At 55.7% G+C, this 19,429-nt stretch carries 18 protein-coding genes and 1 pseudogene; 9 read left to right on the top strand and 10 right to left on the bottom strand.

Annotated elements, in window-relative coordinates; all coding sequences use genetic code 11:
* Positions 1-147: 147 nt before the first annotated feature.
* The 6 genes from dgoD to L6R44_RS20585 form a co-directional block, all read right to left on the bottom strand.
* Positions 148-1,296 carry a galactonate dehydratase gene (dgoD, locus tag L6R44_RS20610; protein WP_237425269.1) on the bottom strand — a complete coding sequence of 383 codons (1,149 nt, stop codon included), beginning with the start codon at positions 1,294-1,296 and terminating at the stop codon, positions 148-150.
* The gene (locus tag L6R44_RS20605) at positions 1,293-1,910 is read right to left on the bottom strand and encodes a 2-dehydro-3-deoxy-6-phosphogalactonate aldolase (RefSeq protein WP_237425268.1); all 618 of its coding nucleotides are present in this window, start codon (positions 1,908-1,910) and stop codon (positions 1,293-1,295) included. The genes dgoD and L6R44_RS20605 overlap by 4 nt, the downstream gene beginning before the upstream one ends.
* Positions 1,894-2,772, bottom strand: coding sequence for a 2-dehydro-3-deoxygalactonokinase (locus tag L6R44_RS20600; RefSeq protein WP_237425267.1), 879 nt, complete (start codon positions 2,770-2,772; stop codon positions 1,894-1,896). The genes L6R44_RS20605 and L6R44_RS20600 overlap by 17 nt, the downstream gene beginning before the upstream one ends.
* Positions 2,769-3,458 carry a D-galactonate utilization transcriptional regulator DgoR gene (gene dgoR / locus L6R44_RS20595; protein WP_237425266.1) on the bottom strand — a complete coding sequence of 230 codons (690 nt, stop codon included), beginning with the start codon at positions 3,456-3,458 and terminating at the stop codon, positions 2,769-2,771. Before dgoR ends, L6R44_RS20600 begins: the two co-directional genes overlap by 4 nt.
* Positions 3,459-3,684: 226 nt before the next feature.
* The gene (yidA, locus tag L6R44_RS20590) at positions 3,685-4,497 is read right to left on the bottom strand and encodes a sugar-phosphatase (RefSeq protein WP_014881907.1); all 813 of its coding nucleotides are present in this window, start codon (positions 4,495-4,497) and stop codon (positions 3,685-3,687) included.
* 115 nt (positions 4,498-4,612) lie between these two features.
* Positions 4,613-5,638 (bottom strand): zinc-dependent alcohol dehydrogenase family protein, encoded by a 1,026-nt coding sequence (locus L6R44_RS20585; protein WP_237425265.1) that lies wholly within the window; start codon positions 5,636-5,638, stop codon positions 4,613-4,615.
* A 110-nt stretch (positions 5,639-5,748) separates the two neighbouring features.
* Between L6R44_RS20585 and L6R44_RS20580 the strand changes: the two genes are divergently transcribed.
* Complete coding sequence (locus tag L6R44_RS20580) at positions 5,749-6,684, top strand: LysR family transcriptional regulator (RefSeq protein WP_237425264.1); 936 nt, start codon at positions 5,749-5,751, stop codon at positions 6,682-6,684.
* Between the two features lie 34 nt (positions 6,685-6,718).
* On the opposite strand, the gene gyrB is transcribed toward L6R44_RS20580, so the two are convergent.
* Genes gyrB through dnaA form a run of 4 tightly spaced genes read right to left on the bottom strand, consistent with a single transcriptional unit; the run spans position 6,719 to position 12,731 of the window.
* Complete coding sequence (gene gyrB, locus L6R44_RS20575) at positions 6,719-9,130, bottom strand: DNA topoisomerase (ATP-hydrolyzing) subunit B (protein WP_237425263.1); 2,412 nt, start codon at positions 9,128-9,130, stop codon at positions 6,719-6,721.
* 28 nt (positions 9,131-9,158) lie between these two features.
* Positions 9,159-10,232, bottom strand: coding sequence for a DNA replication/repair protein RecF (gene recF, locus L6R44_RS20570; protein WP_063431029.1), 1,074 nt, complete (start codon positions 10,230-10,232; stop codon positions 9,159-9,161).
* Positions 10,232-11,332, bottom strand: a complete 1,101-nt coding sequence (gene dnaN, locus L6R44_RS20565; protein WP_032644248.1) for a DNA polymerase III subunit beta — start codon at positions 11,330-11,332, stop codon at positions 10,232-10,234. The genes recF and dnaN overlap by 1 nt, the downstream gene beginning before the upstream one ends.
* 4 nt (positions 11,333-11,336) lie before the next feature.
* Complete coding sequence (gene dnaA / locus L6R44_RS20560) at positions 11,337-12,731, bottom strand: chromosomal replication initiator protein DnaA (protein ID WP_032644250.1); 1,395 nt, start codon at positions 12,729-12,731, stop codon at positions 11,337-11,339.
* Positions 12,732-13,051: 320 nt separating this feature from the next.
* Between dnaA and L6R44_RS25060 the strand changes: the two are divergent.
* The 8 genes and pseudogenes from L6R44_RS25060 to L6R44_RS20525 form a co-directional block, all read left to right on the top strand.
* Positions 13,052-13,102 (top strand): annotated as a pseudogene (locus L6R44_RS25060) (hypothetical protein); the annotation flags it as partial.
* Between the two features lie 228 nt (positions 13,103-13,330).
* Positions 13,331-13,471: a 50S ribosomal protein L34 gene (gene rpmH, locus L6R44_RS20555; protein WP_000831330.1), complete on the top strand. Its 141-nt coding sequence runs from the start codon at positions 13,331-13,333 to the stop codon at positions 13,469-13,471.
* 16 nt (positions 13,472-13,487) lie between these two features.
* Positions 13,488-13,847, top strand: coding sequence for a ribonuclease P protein component (rnpA, locus tag L6R44_RS20550; RefSeq protein WP_237425262.1), 360 nt, complete (start codon positions 13,488-13,490; stop codon positions 13,845-13,847).
* Positions 13,811-14,068, top strand: coding sequence for a membrane protein insertion efficiency factor YidD (yidD, locus tag L6R44_RS20545; RefSeq protein WP_001307474.1), 258 nt, complete (start codon positions 13,811-13,813; stop codon positions 14,066-14,068). Before rnpA ends, yidD begins: the two co-directional genes overlap by 37 nt.
* A 2-nt stretch (positions 14,069-14,070) precedes the next feature.
* Entirely contained in the window at positions 14,071-15,714 is a 1,644-nt protein-coding gene (gene yidC / locus L6R44_RS20540; RefSeq protein ID WP_032644251.1) for a membrane protein insertase YidC, read from the top strand.
* A 72-nt stretch (positions 15,715-15,786) separates the two neighbouring features.
* On the top strand, positions 15,787-17,151 hold the full coding sequence (gene mnmE, locus L6R44_RS20535; RefSeq protein WP_032644252.1) for a tRNA uridine-5-carboxymethylaminomethyl(34) synthesis GTPase MnmE: 1,365 nt from the start codon (positions 15,787-15,789) through the stop codon (positions 17,149-17,151).
* 320 nt (positions 17,152-17,471) lie between these two features.
* Positions 17,472-18,689: a tyrosine-type recombinase/integrase gene (locus L6R44_RS20530; protein WP_237425261.1), complete on the top strand. Its 1,218-nt coding sequence runs from the start codon at positions 17,472-17,474 to the stop codon at positions 18,687-18,689.
* A 186-nt stretch (positions 18,690-18,875) separates the two neighbouring features.
* The coding region (locus L6R44_RS20525; protein ID WP_237425260.1) for a dsDNA nuclease domain-containing protein at positions 18,876-19,429 on the top strand (554 nt) is incomplete at its 3' end.

Below are 19,429 nucleotides of genomic sequence, written 5' to 3'. Positions count from 1 at the left end.
TTATTTAAAAACGTAGCCAGAATGCGCTAAATAATTCGTGCTGGGGGAAGGCGGCAAGTTTTCGCATCCCCGGGATGCATACAAAAGTATGTGACCGGAGTAAGAAAGCGCAGCCAACGCATCACCAGCGCGAAGTATGACGCGCATTTACCACTCGGCGACGGAACCGTCTTCATGCCGCCATAACGGGTTACGCCAGTCCGGCGCATGTTTACTCAGCTCAATAACTTTGGCTTCGTCAATTTCAACGCCCAGACCCGGTTTCGTTAACGGTTTAAAGAAGCCGCCTTCCATGCTGAAGTCTTCTTTGTTTTTCACAAAATCGAGCAGTTCCGCGCCTTTGTTATAGTGAATCCCCATGCTTTGTTCCTGGAACACTGCATTACGGGAGACAAAATCGACATGCAGACAAGCCGCCAGCGCGATTGGCCCGAGCGGACAGTGCGGAGCCAGCGCCACGTCGTAGGCTTCTGCCATGCCGGCAATTTTGTAGCATTCGGTGATGCCCCCCGCGTGGGAGAGATCCGGCTGCAGAATCGCAATGCCGCCCGCTTCCAGCACGCGCTTGAACTCGAAGCGCGAGAACATCCGTTCGCCCGCCGCGATAGGAATATGGGTCTGTTCTGCCAGCTTCGGATAGTACTCCGCCTGTTCGGCCAGCACCGGCTCTTCGATAAACAGCGGGCGATACGGCTCCAGCTCTTTAATGAGCACTTTCGCCATCGGCGCGCTGACGCGTCCGTGAAAATCCAGGCCGAACTCAATCTCGTTGCCGAAGGCTTCACGGATTTGCGCCACGGTATTTACCGCCCGGTCTACCGCGCGCGAGTTGTCGATGAGGCCCATCTCTTCGCAGCCGTTGAGCTTGAAGGTGTCAAAACCAATGTTGCGCAGCTGCGTGATGCCGTCGATCACTTCCGCAGGACGGTCGCCGCCCACCCAGCTGTAGGCTTTGATTTTGTCGCGCACCAGGCCGCCCATTAGCTGCCAGACCGGGGCGTTCAGCACTTTGCCTTTGATATCCCACAGCGCCTGGTCGATACCGGCGATTGCGCTCATGAGAATCGGGCCACCGCGGTAGAAACCCGCGCGATACATCACCTGCCAAAGGTCGTTAATGCGCGCCGGATCCTGACCAATCAGGTACTCGCCCAGCTCATGCACCGCGGCTTCAACGGTGCGGGCTCGCCCTTCAATCACCGGCTCGCCCCAGCCCACAACACCTTCATCGGTTTCGATTTTCAGGAACATCCAGCGCGGGGGTAAACGGTACGTGGTGAGTTTGGTTATTTTCATTTCACTGCCTCTCGATACGCTTTCACAAATGCTGCCGCCTGCTGCGCGGTGCGTTCCACGGGCTGTCCGGCGCGATAGAGATCGCTGCCCAGCCCCGCGCCCACGCAGCCAGCGCTTATCCACTGGCCCAGGTTTTCTGGCGTAACGCCACCCACGGCAAAGACCGGCACGCTGGCGGGTAAGACCGCCTTCAGCGCTTTGATGTAATCCGGACCAAAAGCCGAGGACGGGAAAATTTTCAGCGACTGCGCGCCCGCGTCGAGGGCAGTAAACGCTTCTGTGGCCGTCGCGCATCCCGGGCAAACGGTCATGTCGTAACCCACCGCACGGCGGATCACCTCAGGATGGATGTTCGGGGTGACGATGAGCTTGCAGCCCATCTTTGCCAACTGGTCCACCTGCTCCGGTTGTAAGACGGTTCCCGCGCCAATCAGCGCTTTATCACCAAACGCATCCACCACGGCCGGAATGCTCTCCTCCCATTGTGGGGAGTTGAGCGGAATCTCCACCGCGTCGAACCCGGCGTCTATAACTGCGCCGACGTGCGCTAACGCCTCATCGGGCGTGATACCGCGCAAAATCGCGATAAGGGGAAGGTCAGTTTGCCACTGCATGAGCGATGCTCCTTATTCCTGCCTGAAATGCCGTGTCGCCGGGTACCGTTGAAACGGTAAGCCCAACAGCGCGAAACGCCTGTTCGTAGCGTGACGTTAGCGATGCGCCAGCGACAATCGTGATAGCCTGCTCGTGCGCGATGAAGTCACGCATGCTGGCGACCTCAGCGCCAATCAGCAGGCCCGAGAGAAATTCACTGACCTGCTCGCGCGGGAGATTTCCCAGCACGTGCGAGGCGCGAACCTCAAAAAGCTGCGGCAAAACGGCAGGGGAAGCGATCCCACGTTCAAGCCCGGCAGCAAACGCCTCTGACGAGGCTTTTTGCTCCGGCAAACCGGCTCCCACCAGTGAATGGTTGAGCAGCAAATGGTGCAGCTCGCCGGTCATCACGGTGCGAAAGTCGTGGATTTGCTCAGCATCAGCCTGGACCCACTTGCAGTGCGTTCCGGGCATGACGTAGACAGAAGAAGGAGATAGCGTGCGCGCGCCAAGCAGCTGCGTCTCTTCACCGCGCATCACGTTGTGGTTATCGTCGCGAGAAACGCACAAACCGGGAATAATCCAGATATTGTCGCCTACGGACGTTAACCGATCGCCAATAGCGGAGAAATGAGCGGGAACAGGCAGATAAGGCGCGGTTTTCCAGCCTACGTTACTGCCTACCATACCCGCCATGACTACCGGCGTGGCGCTATCGCGCCACTTTTGTGTGACCTCTGCTAACACCGCCTCAGGGGGTTTACCGTTCAGGCGCGTTACGCCTGCTTCTGATTGCCTGCTCTCCAGGCACTGCTCGTCCTGATAAAGCCAGGCGCGCAGATTGGTCGAACCCCAGTCAATTGCGATGTAGCGAGATGTCATGTGATTTCCTTCAACCTTCGTGTCGAGCTGGCAATCATGGTAAGCGCCGCCTGCTCTGCCGCATCGCCATCCTGATGCCGTATCGCATCGAACAGCGCTTTATGTTCCTGGAGCGTTTTTGGCATGTTGGCCTCATCGCCCATCCAGGTACGTTCAAATACTGCTCGCTGTAGCGAGCTGATCGCCACGCTAAGCTGCTGTAATACCGGGTTATGTACCGACTGCAACACCGCTTCGTGATAGCGAATGTCCGCCTCATTGAACGCTTCCCGGTTCTGGTTATTGGCAATCATGTCGTTTAAAGCCGACTCGATTTGTGCCAGGTCGCCGGACGTTGCGCGTTCCGCCGCCCAACGTGCGATTGCCGGTTCCACCAGATTTCGTACTTCACTCATCGCGCCGATCAGCCGAGGGTCGTAGTCGTTTTCCAGTAACCACTGCAATACGTCGGTATCGAGGTAGTTCCACTGGTTGCGCGGGGCAACAAACGCACCGCGATACCGTTTCATTTCAATCAGCCGCTTCGCCATCAGCGAGCGGAACACTTCCCGGATGATGTTGCGCGAGGTTTCAAACTCCTCACACAGTTCAGCCTCTGCTGGCAGTGGCGAACCGGGAACGTATTTCCCGCCCACAATCTGAGTGCCCAGCGTAATGACGATGCGATCGGTTTTATTGAGAGTCATAGAGAGTCCTTGTGCTCTTTGTGTGCATGACTACTTTACCGCGACCGCTGAATTTCGCCTCACTTTTGCAGTACAAACGTGAGGGATTTCGTCTTTGCCGTGGCGACAATGTAGTACAATCAAACAATGTTGTACTACAATCGAGATCACAAAAAGAACAATTCAATAAATTAAACCCAAAAAAAAGCCCCGGTTGATAACCGAGGCCAATGATTGAAAATCATCGTTACTGCAGCACAAACTTCTCGATGGCGTACGCCACGCCGTCTTCCAGATTGGATTTGGTGACGAAGTTTGCCACGTCTTTCACCGATGGGATCGCGTTATCCATCGCCACGCCCATGCCGGCGAATTCTATCATCGCGATGTCGTTCTCCTGGTCGCCCAGCGCCATGATCTCCTCAGGTTTAATACCCAGCGCGTCGGCCAGCGATTTCACGCCCGTGCCTTTATTGACGCGTTTATCGAGGATTTCGAGGAAGTACGGCGCGCTTTTCAGCACGGTGTACTTCTCTTTGACCTCTGCCGGAATGCGCGCGATGGCTTTATCCAGGATCTCCGGCTCGTCGATCATCATCACTTTCAGGAACTGCGTCGCCGGGTCCATTTTCTCCGCTTCACAGAACACCAGCGGAATGGTCGCCACGTAGGATTCATGTACCGTGTAGTAGCTGATATCGCGGTTGGCGGTGTAGAGCGTATTGCGATCGAGCGCGTGGAAGTGGGAACCCACTTCACGGGACAGCTTTTCCAGGAACAGATAGTCATCGTAGCTCAGCGCGGTTTGCGCAACCGTACTGCCATCCGCGGCTTTCTGCACCAGCGCGCCGTTATAGGTGATGCAGTAGTCGCCAGGCTGGTTCATGTGCAGCTCTTTCAGGTAGCTGTGCACGCCCGCATACGGACGTCCGGTGGTCAGCACCACATTCACGCCCTTAGCGCGTGCCGCGGCGATCGCGTTCTTTACGGCTGGAGAGATAGTGTGGTCTGGCAGCAGCAGCGTGCCGTCCATGTCGATTGCAATGAGTTTGATAGCCATGAGTTCCCCGGGATAAATGAGTGCTGTCTCATGCTAACGCGATTAAGCACACAAAAATAGAGCTACATTGCGCAACAGAAGTGCCCCTTTTACTCGCATCCCGGGGAATAATGACTTAGGCGCGGGTGAGAACGATTTTACCGAACGCGCCGCGATCCAGATGTTCGAGCGCCTGCTTAAGTTCATCAAAGCGGTAGCGACGATCGATCACCGGCTTCAGCCCCGTCACGTCCACGGCGCGGACGAAATCTTCCAGTGCCCGGCGGTGCCCCACACCAATCCCCTGAATGACCGGCGATTTCAGCAACAGTTCGCCAGCAGGCAGCGAAATGTCCGTCCCGGCCAGCACGCCAATGACCGAGATACGTCCGTGAACGGCAACGGCGCGCAGAGAATGCTTCAGGTTATCGCCCCCCACGGTTTCGATTATATGGTCGATGCCGCGATCCTGCGTGAGTGCCAGCGTATTTTCAGCCCAGTCGCCTTTCAGGCGGTTGATGCCCCGGCTGGCGCCCAGCTTTTTGGCCAGCGCCAGTTTTTCATCGCTCCCCGAGGTGACAAACACCTCTGCGCCGTGCGCTTTTGCGATTTGCAGGGCGAATATCGCCACGCCGCCCGTGCCCTGCACCAGCACCGATTGCCCGGCGCGCAGCTGGCCGCGTTCCACCAGAGCAAACCAGGCGGTAAGCCCCGCGCAGGGTAAGGTGCTGGCCTCGGCGTCATCCAGGGTTTCCGGAGAGGCCACCAGCGCGTCCTCCTTCACAACCACATACTCGGCCAGCATTCCCTGGAAATAGCCGCCGGACGTTCTATAGGGCAAATTGCGCGCGTCCGCCTGCGGCCTGCCGTCGATCCACTCCGGAAAGAAGGTTGAGATAACGCGCGCGCCGGGCTGGAAACGCGTGACGCCTTCACCAATGCTGTCCACCACGCCCGCCATGTCGGACGCCGGGGTAAACGGGAAGGAGAGCGGGATCGGCATCGTGCCTTCAATCACCATTTTATCGCTATAGTTGAGCGCAACGGCATTCACCCTTACGCGCACTTCACCCGGGCCGGGCACGGGAACAGGCTCCTGAACGAGCCTGAGACTCTCGCGCCCGAGAGCGTCCATGGACCAGCGCTGCATTGTTTCTGTCATTTTATTTCTCCTGACATCAGATGAGCTTTAGTCCTGACAGTCTACCGTTGACTCAACGTCACCAGTGGCGATAGTTTTTCTCTATATTGACGCCCTAATAGATACAATCCATGACCGATACGCTGAAGGATATTCCTGTTTTCGTCGCCGCCGTTGAGGCGGGAAGTTTTGCTCAGGCCGCCATTCGCCTGCATTTATCACGCTCGGCGGTGGGTAAAAATATCGCTCGCCTTGAACAACGGCTAGGGGTCCGTCTGTTTCAGCGCACCACCCGCAGCCAGAGGCTGACCGATAGCGGCGCCCTTTTTTATGAACGCTGCCTGCGCGCGCTGGAGGAGATTCGGGGCGCAGAGTCGCTGCTTGAAACGGGGAAACAGCAGGTCAGCGGCCGCCTGCGCGTTGCCATGCCGGTGCTGTTTGGTCGCCAGTGCGTCGCCCCGCTGTTGATTGAACTGGCGCAGGAACACCCCGGACTTGATCTGGAAATGTCATTCAGCGACCGCGTGGTGGATCTCGTCGAGGAGGGATTTGATATGGCGGTGCGTAACGGCACGCTGCAGGACAGCAGCGTGCTGGTCGCCAGAAGGCTGGGAGAACACCGCATGGTGCTTTGCGCCGCGCCGGAGTATTTGCTCAAGAAAGGTCAGCCGCAAAGCGTGGCTGACCTAACCCAGCATACGGCCATTAACTATCTCCGTGCAGGCAGAGTGTTATCCTGGCAGCTGATGGATAACGCCGGGACGTCGCACACTTTTACTCCCCGTTCATCGCTCAATATGGATGACTTACAGGCGATCTGCGACGCCGCGCTGGCCGGACACGGCATTGCATGGCTGCCCTGCTGGATGGTCAGCAAAGAGATTCATCAGGGAAAGCTCGTCCCGCTGTTAAAGCAGGCGCCGGAAGTGCGTTTCGACGTTCATGCTGTCTGGCAGCAGACGCCGCATCTGCCGCTGAGGGTAAGAATGGCGATAGATACGCTCGCCAGCCGTTTACCGTCCGTGATGTCGCTGGATATGCCTGCGCCCATAAAAAAGCCGCGCTAAACGCGCGGCCGGTTTTCGTGCGGCATAACGACAATTAAATGTCGATATTCGCCGCTTTCAGGGCGTTCTCTTCGATGAAGGCACGACGTGGTTCAACCGCATCGCCCATCAGGGTGGTGAACAGCTGGTCCGCAGCAATCGCATCCTTAACGGTGACGCGCAGCATGCGGCGGCTTTCCGGATCCATGGTGGTTTCCCACAGCTGATCCGGGTTCATTTCGCCCAGACCTTTATAGCGCTGGATCGCGAGGCCGCGACGGGACTCTTTCACCAGCCAGTCAAGCGCCTGCTCAAAGCTGGCTACCGGCTGACGACGTTCGCCACGTTCGATGAACGCATCGTCTTCGATCAGGCCGCGCAGCTTCTCGCCGAGGGTACAGATACGGCGGTATTCCGGACCGGTGACAAACTCGTGCTCCAGCGGGTAGTCAGTGTCGACGCCGTGGGTACGCACGCGAACGATCGGTTCGAACTGCTGGTCGGCGTTCTGCTGAACGTCGCATTTCCACTGGCTGCCGTGCTGCTCTTTCTCGTTCAGATCGGTCACCAGGGCGTTCACCCAGCGGGTGACGGTCTGCTCGTTGCTCAGATCGGCTTCGGTCAGGGTTGGCTGATAAACCAGCTCCTTCAGCAGCGTTTTCGGATAACGGCGTTCCATACGCGTAATCATTTTCTGCGTGGCGTTGAACTCGGACACCAGACGCTCCAGCGGCTCGCCGGCCAGGGCTGGGGCGTGAGAGTTCGCGTGCAGGGTGGCACCATCGAGAGCGATCGCGATTTGGTACTGATCCATCGCCTCGTCATCTTTGATGTACTGTTCCTGCTTGCCTTTCTTCACCTTGTACAGCGGCGGCTGTGCAATGTAGACGTGGCCGCGCTCAACGATTTCAGGCATCTGACGATAGAAGAAGGTCAACAGCAGCGTACGGATGTGCGAGCCGTCGACGTCCGCATCGGTCATGATGATGATGCTGTGGTAGCGCAGTTTGTCCGGGTTGTACTCGTCACGGCCGATGCCGCAGCCCAGCGCGGTGATGAGCGTCGCCACTTCCTGGGAAGAGAGCATCTTGTCGAAACGGGCTTTCTCAACGTTGAGGATTTTACCCTTCAGCGGCAGAATCGCCTGGTTCTTACGGTTACGGCCCTGCTTCGCAGAACCGCCCGCGGAGTCCCCTTCCACGAGGTACAGTTCGGACAGCGCCGGGTCGCGTTCCTGGCAGTCAGCCAGCTTGCCCGGCAGGCCGGCTAAGTCCAGCGCACCTTTACGACGGGTCATTTCACGGGCTTTACGCGCCGCTTCACGGGCACGCGCCGCATCAATAATTTTGCCCACCACGATTTTCGCGTCGGACGGGTTTTCCAGCAGGTATTCGCTCAGCAGTTCGTTCATCTGCTGTTCAACCGCCGATTTCACCTCGGAGGAGACCAGCTTGTCCTTGGTCTGCGAGGAGAACTTCGGATCCGGCACCTTCACGGAGACAACGGCAATCAGGCCTTCACGGGCATCGTCGCCGGTGGCGCTGACCTTCGCTTTTTTGCTATAGCCTTCTTTGTCCATGTAGGCGTTCAGGGTACGGGTCATCGCCGCGCGGAAGCCCGCAAGGTGCGTACCGCCGTCACGCTGTGGAATGTTGTTGGTGAAGCAGTAGATGTTTTCCTGGAAACCGTCGTTCCACTGCAGCGCCACTTCCACGCCGATACCGTCTTTTTCGGTGGAGAAGTAGAAGATATTCGGGTGAATTGGCGTTTTGTTCTTGTTCAGATACTCAACGAACGCCTTGATACCGCCTTCGTAGTGGAAGTGGTCTTCTTTGCCGTCACGCTTGTCGCGCAGGCGAATCGAGACGCCGGAGTTCAGGAACGACAGTTCACGCAGGCGTTTCGCCAGGATGTCGTATTCGAATTCGGTGACGTTGGTGAAGGTTTCGAGGCTCGGCCAGAAACGCACCATGGTACCGGTTTTGTCGGTGTCGCCCGTGACGGCCAGCGGTGCCTGCGGCACGCCGTGCGTATAGAGCTGACGGTGGATTTTGCCTTCGCGCTGGATAACCAGCTCCAGCCTCTGCGACAGGGCGTTAACCACGGAGACGCCTACGCCGTGCAGGCCGCCGGAAACTTTATAGGAGTTATCGTCGAACTTACCGCCTGCGTGCAGCACGGTCATGATCACTTCCGCCGCGGAGACGCCTTCTTCCGGGTGAATACCGGTTGGGATGCCGCGACCGTCATCGGTGACGGAGACGGAGTTGTCCGCATGGATGGTGACCACGATGTCTTTACAGTGACCCGCGAGCGCTTCGTCGATAGCGTTATCTACCACCTCGAATACCATGTGGTGCAGACCGGTGCCGTCATCCGTGTCGCCGATATACATACCCGGGCGCTTACGCACCGCATCCAGCCCTTTCAGGACTTTGATACTGGAGGAGTCATAAGAATTCGACATCAACGTTTCTCGCTCATTTCAACTTGGGTTAATCCGTTATTTTACCCTTTTCCACGGTAAACATCTTCGAATTTTCGTCCGACATGTCCATAACGTGTTCAGCGCTAATCGCGCTGACGAAAACCTGCGACTGCGTGGCTTTTAAGCGGCTGGCAAGCAGCCCGCGCCGCGCGTCGTCAAGTTCCGAGGCAAAATCATCTATCAGGTACAGGCAGCGTCGCCCGCTCTCGCGAGTGAGGAACTCCCCCTGTGCCAGGCGCAGCGCGCACATCAGTAGCTTGAGCTGCCCGCGCGACAGCGTGTCTTCCACCGGCGCACCGTCGGCACGAATGCGGAAATCCGCCTTGTGCGGGCCGTGCGCGGTGTAGGTCAACATGCGGTCGCGCTCGAAGTTTCTCTCTAACACCTCGGCATAATCCGTCTCTTTCTCCCAGCCGCGCTGGAAGGAGAAGGTGAGAGAGAATTCGGGTAAAAACTGTTTGCAGGTGTCGGCCATGTCTTCGGCGATACCTGCGCTGTATTCGGCACGCCAGCGGCTGATCTGTTCCGCGAGAGGGATTAACTCCATGTCCCACGGACGCAGCTGGGCGTAACGGGTCACCTGGCGCAGCGCGGCGTTGCGCTGCTTGAGCAGGCGCTTCAGGTTGCTCCAGGCGTTAAAGAAACCGGCTTCGTTGTGAAAGCATCCCCAGTCGAGGAACGCTCTTCTGTATTTGGGGCCGCCGTTGAGTAAAGTAAACCCCTCGGGCGTGATCAGCTGCATCGGCATCAACAGCGCCAGCTCCGCCACCTTGTGGCCGTCGGTGCCGTCGATGCGCACCTTGCTGTCGCCCTGCTTGTCTTTAGTCAGGCCGATGGCGGTTTCCCGCTCCGCTCCCTGCAAACGCCCGTGCAGAACAAAGGATTCCTGCTCGTGGCGAATGACGCGACCAATCTGCAAACTGCGAAACGCCCGACCGTGGCCGAGCGTATAGATGGCTTCCAGCACGCTGGTTTTGCCGCTGCCGTTTGCGCCAACCAGGAAATTAAAGCCGGGGGATAAAGCGAGATCCGCGCTTTCGATGTTGCGAAAGTCGCGGATCAACAGACGGGTGAGCGACATTACAGTCTCATTGGCATGACAACATAAGCCGCGCTTTGGCTGGCCGCATCTTCAATCTGTACGCTCGAAACGGAGTCGGTCAGCAGAATGCGCACGTTTTCGCATTTCAGCGCATTCAGCACGTCCAGCACGTAGCTGACGTTGAAGCCGATTTCCATCTCAGCCCCGGCGTAGGTGACGTCCAGAATCTCTTCTGCCTCTTCCTGCTCCGGGTTGTTGGCGGTGATTTTGATCTGGTTTTCATGAACAAACAGGCGCACGCCGCGGAATTTCTCGTTAGAGAGAATGGCGGCACGGGCAAACGCCTGCTTGAGGCTATCGCAGCCCGCTTCCAGCGTCTTGTCCGGGTTCTTCGGCAATACGCGGCGATAATCCGGGAAACGGCCGTCAACCAGCTTCGAAGTGAAGACAAAGTCGCCCACGTGGGCGCGGATGTTATTGCTGCCGATCTGCACGCGCAGCGGCGTATCGCCACCGTCGAGCATACGCATCAGCTCAATCACCCCTTTACGCGGCACGATCACCGAATGGTTCGGCAGCGAATCGCCAATCGGCATGGAACAGACCGCCAGACGGTGGCCGTCGGTGGCCACGGTACGCAGCTCTTCACCTTCGGTTTCGAACAGCATGCCGTTTAAGTAGTAACGAACGTCCTGATGCGCCATGGAGAACTGCGTGGCTTCAATCAGACGCTTCATCGTTGCCTGCGGCAGGGTGAATTCAACTTCACTCTGCCAGTCGTCCAGGTTCGGGAAGTCCGCGGCAGGCAGCGTAGAGAGCGAGAAACGGCTGCGGCCAGAGCGCACCAGCATACGGTCGCCTTCCAGCTGCACGGCGATTTCAGCGCCTTCCGGCAGCCCGCGGCAGATATCAAAGAATTTACGTGCCGGAACCGTGGTCGCGCCCGCGTCGTGCGGCTGCGTCAGCGTAACGCGCGCGATCATTTCCATTTCCAGATCTGTACCGGTCAGCGACAGCGTACCGTCCGCGACCTGAAGCAGCAGGTTTCCGAGAATAGGCAGCGTTGGGCGGCCGCCTAATGGGCCACTCACCTGTTGCAGCGGTTTTAATAAATGTTCACGTTCAACGGTAAATTTCATAGCGTCACGATGATAGTGTTCTGATTAAATTGGAGAAATCTTCTTTTATGTCGTGGCTTTCTTCGCGTAACTGCTCAATCTTGCGGCACGCGTGCAGCACGGTCGTATGGTCACGGCCACCAAACGCATCGCCGATTTCCGGCAGGCTGTGGTTGGTTAACTCTTTTGCCAGCGCCATCGCCATCTGACGCGGACGCGCCACCGAGCGGGAACGACGTTTAGACAGTAAATCTGCCACTTTGATCTTGTAGTACTCGGCCACCGTCTTTTGAATATTATCGATAGTGACCAGTTTTTCCTGCAATGCCAGCAAATCTCGCAGCGCTTCACGCACAAAATCGATGGTGATCGCACGACCGGTGAAGTTGGCATTGGCGATAACGCGGTTCAGCGCCCCCTCCAGCTCACGCACGTTGGAGCGCAGACGCTTGGCAATGAAGAACGCCACTTCACCCGGCAGGCGAATGTCGTTTTCATCGGCTTTCTTCATCAGGATCGCAACGCGGGTTTCCAGCTCCGGTGGCTCGATCGCCACGGTCAGACCCCAGCCGAAGCGGGATTTCAGACGATCTTCAACGCCGTTGATCTCTTTTGGGTAACGATCCGAGGTCAAAATGATCTGCTGATTACCTTCCAGCAGGGCATTGAAGGTGTGGAAAAACTCTTCCTGCGATCGTTCTTTATTGGCAAAGAACTGGATGTCATCGATCAGCAGCGCGTCAACGGAACGATAGTAGCGTTTAAACTCTTCGATCGCATTGTTTTGCAGGGCTTTTACCATGTCCTGAACGAAGCGCTCGGAGTGCATATACACCACTTTGGCATTGGGCTTGCGCGCCATAATGCCGTTACCCACCGCATGCAGCAGGTGCGTTTTACCCAGACCCGTGCCGCCATAGAGGAACAGCGGGTTGTAGGCCCCACCGGGGTTATCAGCCACCTGGCGAGCCGCCGCGCGCGCCAGCTGGTTCGATTTACCTTCAACGAAGTTATCGAACGTGTGCTTGACGTTGACGTTGGAGCGGTAGGTTGGCTCTGCCGGTGCAGGCACGTTATCCCAGCCCTGACGAGCGGGTGCGACGCGAGGCGCTGGCGCAGGAGCGGCCTGCGCTGGCGCGGCGACATTTACGGTTTCACGAACGGTGTGGGTGACCGGCTTTGTGCCCACTTCAAAGCGCAGCTGTGGGGCATCTGACCCGCAGAAATCGTTCAGCAGTCCATTGATGTTGTTAAGGTACTTGTCCCTTACCCAATCGAGCACAAAACGGTTTGGCGCATACAAAGCCAGCGTGTTATCGCTCAGTTCCGCCTGCAACGGGCGGATCCACATACTGAATTCTGTGGCTGGTAACTCATCCTGCAATCGGGCAAGACACTGCTGCCAAAGCGAAAGTGACACGGCGGACTCCACTCGAACAATAAAAGAAAACTATTGAATATTCATGATTGTTGGCGCACATCGACATGACCCTGTGCAAAGGGTGACGTGCGAATTGCTATCTGCAATTTAACCTGACCAGGATCCTGGGATCCCGATCGGGACCGCGGATCATAGCCTAAACTGAGCCAGAGATCTTCTGTTTCTCACAGATTCTTCCCGATTTATCCACAGGAAGATCCGAAACCGGGTAAGTGTAAACGATCCTGGCGCGAGTGCCCCGCGATTTAGCCCGCATATTGGAAAAATTAATGAGCACAGACAATTTATTGCTTAAATGATCTAACGAAGATCCAGGACGATCCTTGCGCTTTGTTGGTGAGCCCGTATAATCCTCGACCCGGCGCGTGATGCTCATCTTCCTGCGTCGTCCGTTGCTCATTTTCCACGCGAAAACGTGCGGAAATACGCGGGAAATAAGGAAAGAGAATTGACTCCGGAGTGTACAATTATTACAATCCGGCCTCTTTAATCACCCACGCTGAGGCGTTAGTCGTTCGAAACTCGTTCGGGTATACGCAAAAGTCAGTGAATTTATTCAAGTTTAGGTAGAAATCGCCATGAAACGCACTTTTCAACCGTCTGTACTGAAGCGCAACCGTTCTCACGGCTTCCGTGCTCGTATGGCTACTAAAAATGGTCGTCAGGTTCTGGCACGTCGTCGTGCTAAAGGCCGCGCTCGTCTGACCGTTTCCAAGTAATAAAGCTAACCCCTGAGTGGTTAAGCTCGCATTTCCCAGGGAGTTACGTTTGTTAACTCCCGCTCATTTCACTTTCGTCTTCCAGCAGCCACTACGGGCTGGCACGCCGCAAATCACCATCCTCGGCCGCCAAAATTCGCTGGGGCATCCCCGCATCGGTCTCACAGTCGCCAAGAAAAATGTTAAGCGTGCGCATGAACGCAATCGGATTAAACGTCTGACGCGTGAAAGCTTCCGTTTACGTCAGCACGAACTGCCTTCAATGGATTTCGTGGTGGTGGCGAAGAAAGGGGTTGCCGACCTCGATAACCGTGCTCTCTCGGAAGCGTTGGAAAAATTATGGCGCCGCCACTGTCGCCTGGCTCCCGGGTCCTGATAGCCCTCATTCGGGTCTATCAACGCCTGATTAGTCCGCTACTCGGGCCGCACTGCCGTTTCACACCCACATGCTCAAGCTACGGAATTGAGGCATTGCGCAGGTTTGGAGTGATAAAAGGCAGTTGGTTGACGGTGAAACGCGTATTAAAATGCCACCCTTTACACCCAGGTGGAGACGACCCCGTCCCTCCAGGACCCTTTGATACCAGAGAACACTAACGATGGATTCGCAACGCAATCTTCTTATCATCGCTTTGTTGTTCGTGTCTTTCATGATCTGGCAGGCGTGGGAGCAGGATAAAAATCCTCAACCACAACAGCAGGTCACGCAGACAACGACCACCGCAGCGGGTAGCGCCGCCGACCAGGGCGTACCGGCCAGTGGCCAGGGGAAACAGATTACGGTTAAAACCGACGTGCTTGAGCTGACTATCAACACCCGTGGTGGTGATGTTGAGCAGGCGCTGCTGTTGACCTACCCGAAAGAGCTGAAGTCTACCGAACCGTTCCAGTTGCTGGAAACCACGCCTGAGTTTATCTACCAGGCGCAGAGCGGCCTGACCGGTCGTGACGGCCCGGATAACCCGGCTAACGGCGCGCGTCCGCTGTATAACGTCGAGAACGACACCTTTGTGCTGGCTGATGGTCAGAACGAACTCGTTATCCCGATGACCTACACCGACGCCGCAGGCAACACCTTCACCAAAACCTTCACCCTGAAGCGCGGTGAATATGCGGTGAACGTGGGCTACAGCGTACAGAACACCGGTGCGAAACCGCTGGAACTGTCTACCTTTGGCCAGCTGAAGCAGTCCATCAATCTGCCGTCTCACCGTGACACCGGAAGCAGCAACTTTGCGCTGCATACCTTCCGTGGCGCGGCGTACTCCACGCCTGACGCGAAGTACGAGAAATACAAATTCGACACCATTGCCGATAACGAAAACCTGAACGTCAGCGCTAAAGGCGGCTGGGTGGCAATGCTGCAGCAGTATTTCGCGACTGCATGGGTGCCAAATAACGACGGTACCAATAACTTCTACACCGCGAACCTGGGCAACGGTATTGCAGCCATCGGCTACAAGTCTCAGCCGGTTCTGGTGCAGCCGGGTCAAACCGGTAAGCTGGCAAGCACCCTGTGGGTCGGCCCGGAAATTCAGGACAAAATGGCCGCCGTTGCGCCGCACCTGGATCTGACCGTGGATTACGGCTGGTTGTGGTTCATCTCTCAGCCGCTGTTTAAGCTGCTGAAGTTCATCCACAGCTTCCTGGGTAACTGGGGCTTCTCCATCATCGTTATCACCTTCATCGTTCGTGGCATCATGTACCCGCTGACCAAAGCGCAGTACACCTCCATGGCGAAGATGCGCATGCTGCAGCCGAAGATTCAGGCAATGCGTGAGCGTCTGGGCGATGACAAACAGCGTCAGAGCCAGGAAATGATGGCCCTGTATAAAGCAGAGAAAGTGAACCCGCTGGGTGGTTGCTTCCCGCTGCTGATTCAGATGCCAATCTTCCTTGCGCTGTACTACATGCTGATGGGTTCCGTTGAGCTGCGCCACGCGCCGTTCGCCCTGTGGATCCATGACCTGTCCGCACAGGACCCGTACTACATCCTGCCGATCCTGATGGGCGTGACGATGTTCTTCATCCAGAAGATGTCGCCGACCACCGTGACCGACCCGATGCAGCAGAAGATCATGACCTTTATGCCGGTCATCTTCACCGTGTTCTTCCTGTGGTTCCCGTCAGGTCTGGTGCTGTACTATATCGTCAGCAACCTGGTGACCATCATCCAGCAGCAGCTGATTTACCGTGGTCTGGAAAAACGTGGCCTGCATAGCCGCGAAAAGAAAAAGTCCTGATCCGATAAGTTAACGCTAAAATAAGGGCGGTCGATTGACCGCCTTTTTTATTTGTATTGAACGAGAGCAACCATGAGCCATAACGACACTATCGTCGCCCAGGCAACCCCACCGGGACGCGGTGGTGTAGGCATTCTGCGCATCTCCGGCCTGAAGGCGCGCGAGGTGGCCGAAGCGGTGCTGGGTAAACTGCCAAAGCCGCGCTACGCTGATTACCTGCCGTTTAAGGACACCGACGGCACGCCGCTGGACCAGGGCATTGCGCTGTGGTTCCCCGGCCCGAACTCCTTTACCGGTGAAGACGTGCTGGAGCTGCAGGGCCACGGCGGCCCGGTTATCCTCGACCTGCTGTTAAAACGTATTCTGACCCTGCCGGGCCTGCGTATTGCCAAGCCGGGCGAGTTCTCCGAGCGTGCTTTCCTCAACGACAAGCTCGATCTGGCGCAGGCGGAGGCGATTGCTGACCTGATCGACGCCAGTTCCGAACAGGCGGCGCGCTCCGCCCTGAACTCGCTGCAGGGGGCATTCTCCGCGCGCGTGAATCACCTTGTGGAAGCACTTACTCACCTGCGCATCTACGTGGAAGCGGCTATCGACTTCCCTGACGAGGAGATCGACTTCCTCTCTGACGGTAAAATCGAAGCCCAGCTCAACCAGGTGATGAGCGATCTCGACGCCGTTCGCGCCGAAGCGCGTCAGGGAAGCCTGCTGCGTGAAGGGATGAAGGTGGTTATTGCCGGACGCCCGAACGCCGGGAAATCGAGCCTGCTGAACGCCCTGGCGGGCCGTGAAGCGGCGATTGTGACCGACATTGCCGGCACCACCCGCGACGTGCTGCGCGAGCATATCCACATCGACGGGATGCCGCTGCATATTATCGACACCGCCGGTCTGCGCGATGCCAGCGACGAGGTTGAGCGTATCGGTATCGAGCGCGCCTGGCAGGAGATCGAGCAGGCTGACCGCGTGCTGTTTATGGTGGATGGCACCACCACCGATGCCGTGGACCCGGCTGAGATTTGGCCAGACTTTATCGCCCGACTGCCGGCTAAGCTGCCGATCACCGTGGTGCGCAACAAGGCGGACGTGACCGGCGAAACGCTGGGCATCAGCGATGTGAATGGTCACTCACTGATTCGCCTGTCGGCCCGCACCGGCGAAGGCGTGGACGACCTGCGTAACCATCTCAAGCAGAGCATGGGCTTTGACACCAGCATGGAAGGCGGCTTCCTGGCGCGCCGTCGTCACCTGCAGGCGCTGGAAGAGGCGGCAAACCACCTCGTTCAGGGCAAAGCGCAGCTGATCGGCGCGTGGGCGGGTGAACTGCTGGCGGAAGAGCTGCGTCTGGCGCAGCAGAACCTGAGCGAGATCACCGGGGAGTTTACGTCGGACGATCTGCTGGGACGGATCTTCTCGAGCTTCTGTATTGGCAAATAAGTTTTAGTCCATCCTCGTCCGTGAACGTCCACTAACCCGCATTAACTGCATGTTAATGCGAGTTTTTACTTTCCATACTCGTCCATAATCGTGCGGGTTCATCCGCGATTTTTGTGTCCTGAATTGTGCCCATCTTTAAATTCCCCGTGTGCCATTGTTCATTTTTTGCGCTAAAAATCACATCAAATGGACACAAAAAACGTTATAAAAAACGCTCAAATCAGCCTTCTCATGGACACAGTAAAAAAGAAGACGTTAATAACCCAATATTAAACAATCAATTAGAAAGGATGCTCATGGACACACTGTAGAGGTGAGATATGGCACTTTCAGATACCAAACTACGCACGCTTACTCCCAGAAACCGTCCCTGGCAACTTGCCGATCATGACGGGCTGGTGATTGAAGTTCTTCCCACCGGACGGAAAATCTGGCGTTTCCGCTACCGCTTTGACAACAAATCGCAAAAGATCACGCTGGGCGAATACCCGGCTTTCTCACTTGCAGAAGCGCGGCTTTGGCGTGAAAAGTGCCGCTCAATGGTGGCCCATGGCATCAATCCCGCGCAGAAAAAACAGGAAGAAAAGCTTAAACAGAAAGACCCGACAACAGTAAAAGCGTTCGCCAAACGCTGGCTGACCGATATCGTTGAAAAAAATAACCGCGATCCGCGCAACGTCACTCGCGTTATCGAGAAGGACATCATTCCCATCATCGGGAAGCTGGAACTCGAAGAACTCACAACTGCTCACATTCAGGTCGTGCTCGATCGCATCAAGCAACGAGGTTCCGATCACGTCGCGCTGCTGACGCGAAACGTGCTTAAACGCATGCTGGCCTATGCGATTTCCAGGGGAGTCATCTTCAACAACCCGGCAGCCGCTATCGAGGCCCGTTATATTGCACAAGCAACAAGCCGTGACGTGGCGCTAACCGCAGAAGAGATCGGCATCCTGTTACGGGGGATCTACACCTCTAACATGAACCGACGCCACAAGCTGGCTTTGCACCTGCTGATCATCTGCATGGTGCGTAAATCGGAGATGATTGAAGCGACATGGAGTGAAGTTAACTTCAACGCGCTGGAATGGCGTATCCCCGGCGAAAGAATGAAGATGGATAACCCGCATATTGTTCCGCTGTCAAAGCAGGCGCTGGCGATGTTCGAAGAGCTAAAATTTCTGGCCGGAGATTCTCCATACGTCTTCCCCAGCCGAAACGACCACCGACGCCCGATCTCCAAAACAACGCTTAACTGCGCGGTGCGTACGCTGGATCTGAACGTCAGGGATTTTGTTATTCATGACTTCCGGCGTACTGCCAGCACATTGCTCCATGAGCAAGGCTACAACTCAGACTGGGTGGAGAAATGCCTGGCGCATAAGATCGGCGGCGTTCGCGGTGTCTACAACCGTGCGGAGTACCTGAATCAGCGCCGGGAGATGCTTCAGTCCTGGGCGGACTTTGTTGATGCGCAGATTGAGGAGGGGAGGAAGGTGGTTATCGGGAAGTTTGGGAAGGCTTATGAGAGCTCATAAGGCTGCCAATAAAATTAAACCAGTGAGAAAATACTGGTTATATAGGTTTAAGCACTAGAAGCTTACAAATGAAGGGGTTTTATGTGGACAACCTGAACTATATGTACTTAAATCGTTGTTATTATTGCAAATATAGTTGTATGCATACACAGCACTGTTTTTATATACATAAAAAAGGAACTCTACATGACCATGGGCTTGGATAACATGGACCATAGTAATTCTGGCGGCGTTGGGGCAAAAAAAGGTTTTTTATTTCAGGATTATGTCGCTGCCTTATATGTAACCGAAATGCTTCGCGATAAACGAATTAAAGGTGTATGTTGTGAAGTTAAAGACGATGTAGATATAATTTATGAAAATCATGTGCGTTTTATTCAAATAAAAACAACTGATGGTGATAAAAAATGGAGCACTAAAGAACTCTGCCAGCGTACCAAAAAGAAAGATTCCAATCGTTATAATCAAGATTCAATTGTTCACAAATCATTAAATTGTGATTCGTCAGATAAATTTAAGGCAATGTTTGGAATAATCAGCACTAGAGATGTTGATTCGACACTGCTTTATTTAAAGATTGAACATGATAAAAGATTTGATAAAACATCCCAGAGAGATAAATTAATTAACTCAATTACAAGACAAATAAAAGAATTTAGATCAAATAATAATAACGACATTGCATATTGGGTGGATAATTGTGAATGGAATACATTTCATAACAGTGACCACATTAAATT

Origin of the sequence: Enterobacter cloacae complex sp. ECC445 (assembly GCF_021892025.1) — a bacterium.
GTDB lineage: Bacteria > Pseudomonadota > Gammaproteobacteria > Enterobacterales > Enterobacteriaceae > Enterobacter > Enterobacter chengduensis.
This window is presented reverse-complemented; position numbering and strand designations above follow the sequence as displayed.

Excerpts from the sequence above, each read along its gene's own strand:
- L6R44_RS20580 (WP_237425264.1), top strand. The coding sequence starts at position 5,749 with ATGACCGATACGCTGAAGGATATTCCTGTTTTCGTCGCCGCCGTTGAG.
- L6R44_RS20605 (WP_237425268.1), bottom strand. The coding sequence starts at position 1,910 with ATGCAGTGGCAAACTGACCTTCCCCTTATCGCGATTTTGCGCGGTATC.
- gyrB (WP_237425263.1), bottom strand. The coding sequence starts at position 9,130 with ATGTCGAATTCTTATGACTCCTCCAGTATCAAAGTCCTGAAAGGGCTG.
- L6R44_RS20530 (WP_237425261.1), top strand. The coding sequence starts at position 17,472 with ATGGCACTTTCAGATACCAAACTACGCACGCTTACTCCCAGAAACCGT.
- yidC (WP_032644251.1), top strand. The coding sequence starts at position 14,071 with ATGGATTCGCAACGCAATCTTCTTATCATCGCTTTGTTGTTCGTGTCT.
- L6R44_RS20600 (WP_237425267.1), bottom strand. The coding sequence starts at position 2,772 with ATGACATCTCGCTACATCGCAATTGACTGGGGTTCGACCAATCTGCGC.
- yidA (WP_014881907.1), bottom strand. The coding sequence starts at position 4,497 with ATGGCTATCAAACTCATTGCAATCGACATGGACGGCACGCTGCTGCTG.
- dnaN (WP_032644248.1), bottom strand. The coding sequence starts at position 11,332 with ATGAAATTTACCGTTGAACGTGAACATTTATTAAAACCGCTGCAACAG.
- dgoD (WP_237425269.1), bottom strand. The coding sequence starts at position 1,296 with ATGAAAATAACCAAACTCACCACGTACCGTTTACCCCCGCGCTGGATG.
- L6R44_RS20585 (WP_237425265.1), bottom strand. The coding sequence starts at position 5,638 with ATGACAGAAACAATGCAGCGCTGGTCCATGGACGCTCTCGGGCGCGAG.
- mnmE (WP_032644252.1), top strand. The coding sequence starts at position 15,787 with ATGAGCCATAACGACACTATCGTCGCCCAGGCAACCCCACCGGGACGC.
- recF (WP_063431029.1), bottom strand. The coding sequence starts at position 10,232 with ATGTCGCTCACCCGTCTGTTGATCCGCGACTTTCGCAACATCGAAAGC.
- rpmH (WP_000831330.1), top strand. The coding sequence starts at position 13,331 with ATGAAACGCACTTTTCAACCGTCTGTACTGAAGCGCAACCGTTCTCAC.
- yidD (WP_001307474.1), top strand. The coding sequence starts at position 13,811 with ATGGCGCCGCCACTGTCGCCTGGCTCCCGGGTCCTGATAGCCCTCATT.
- dgoR (WP_237425266.1), bottom strand. The coding sequence starts at position 3,458 with ATGACTCTCAATAAAACCGATCGCATCGTCATTACGCTGGGCACTCAG.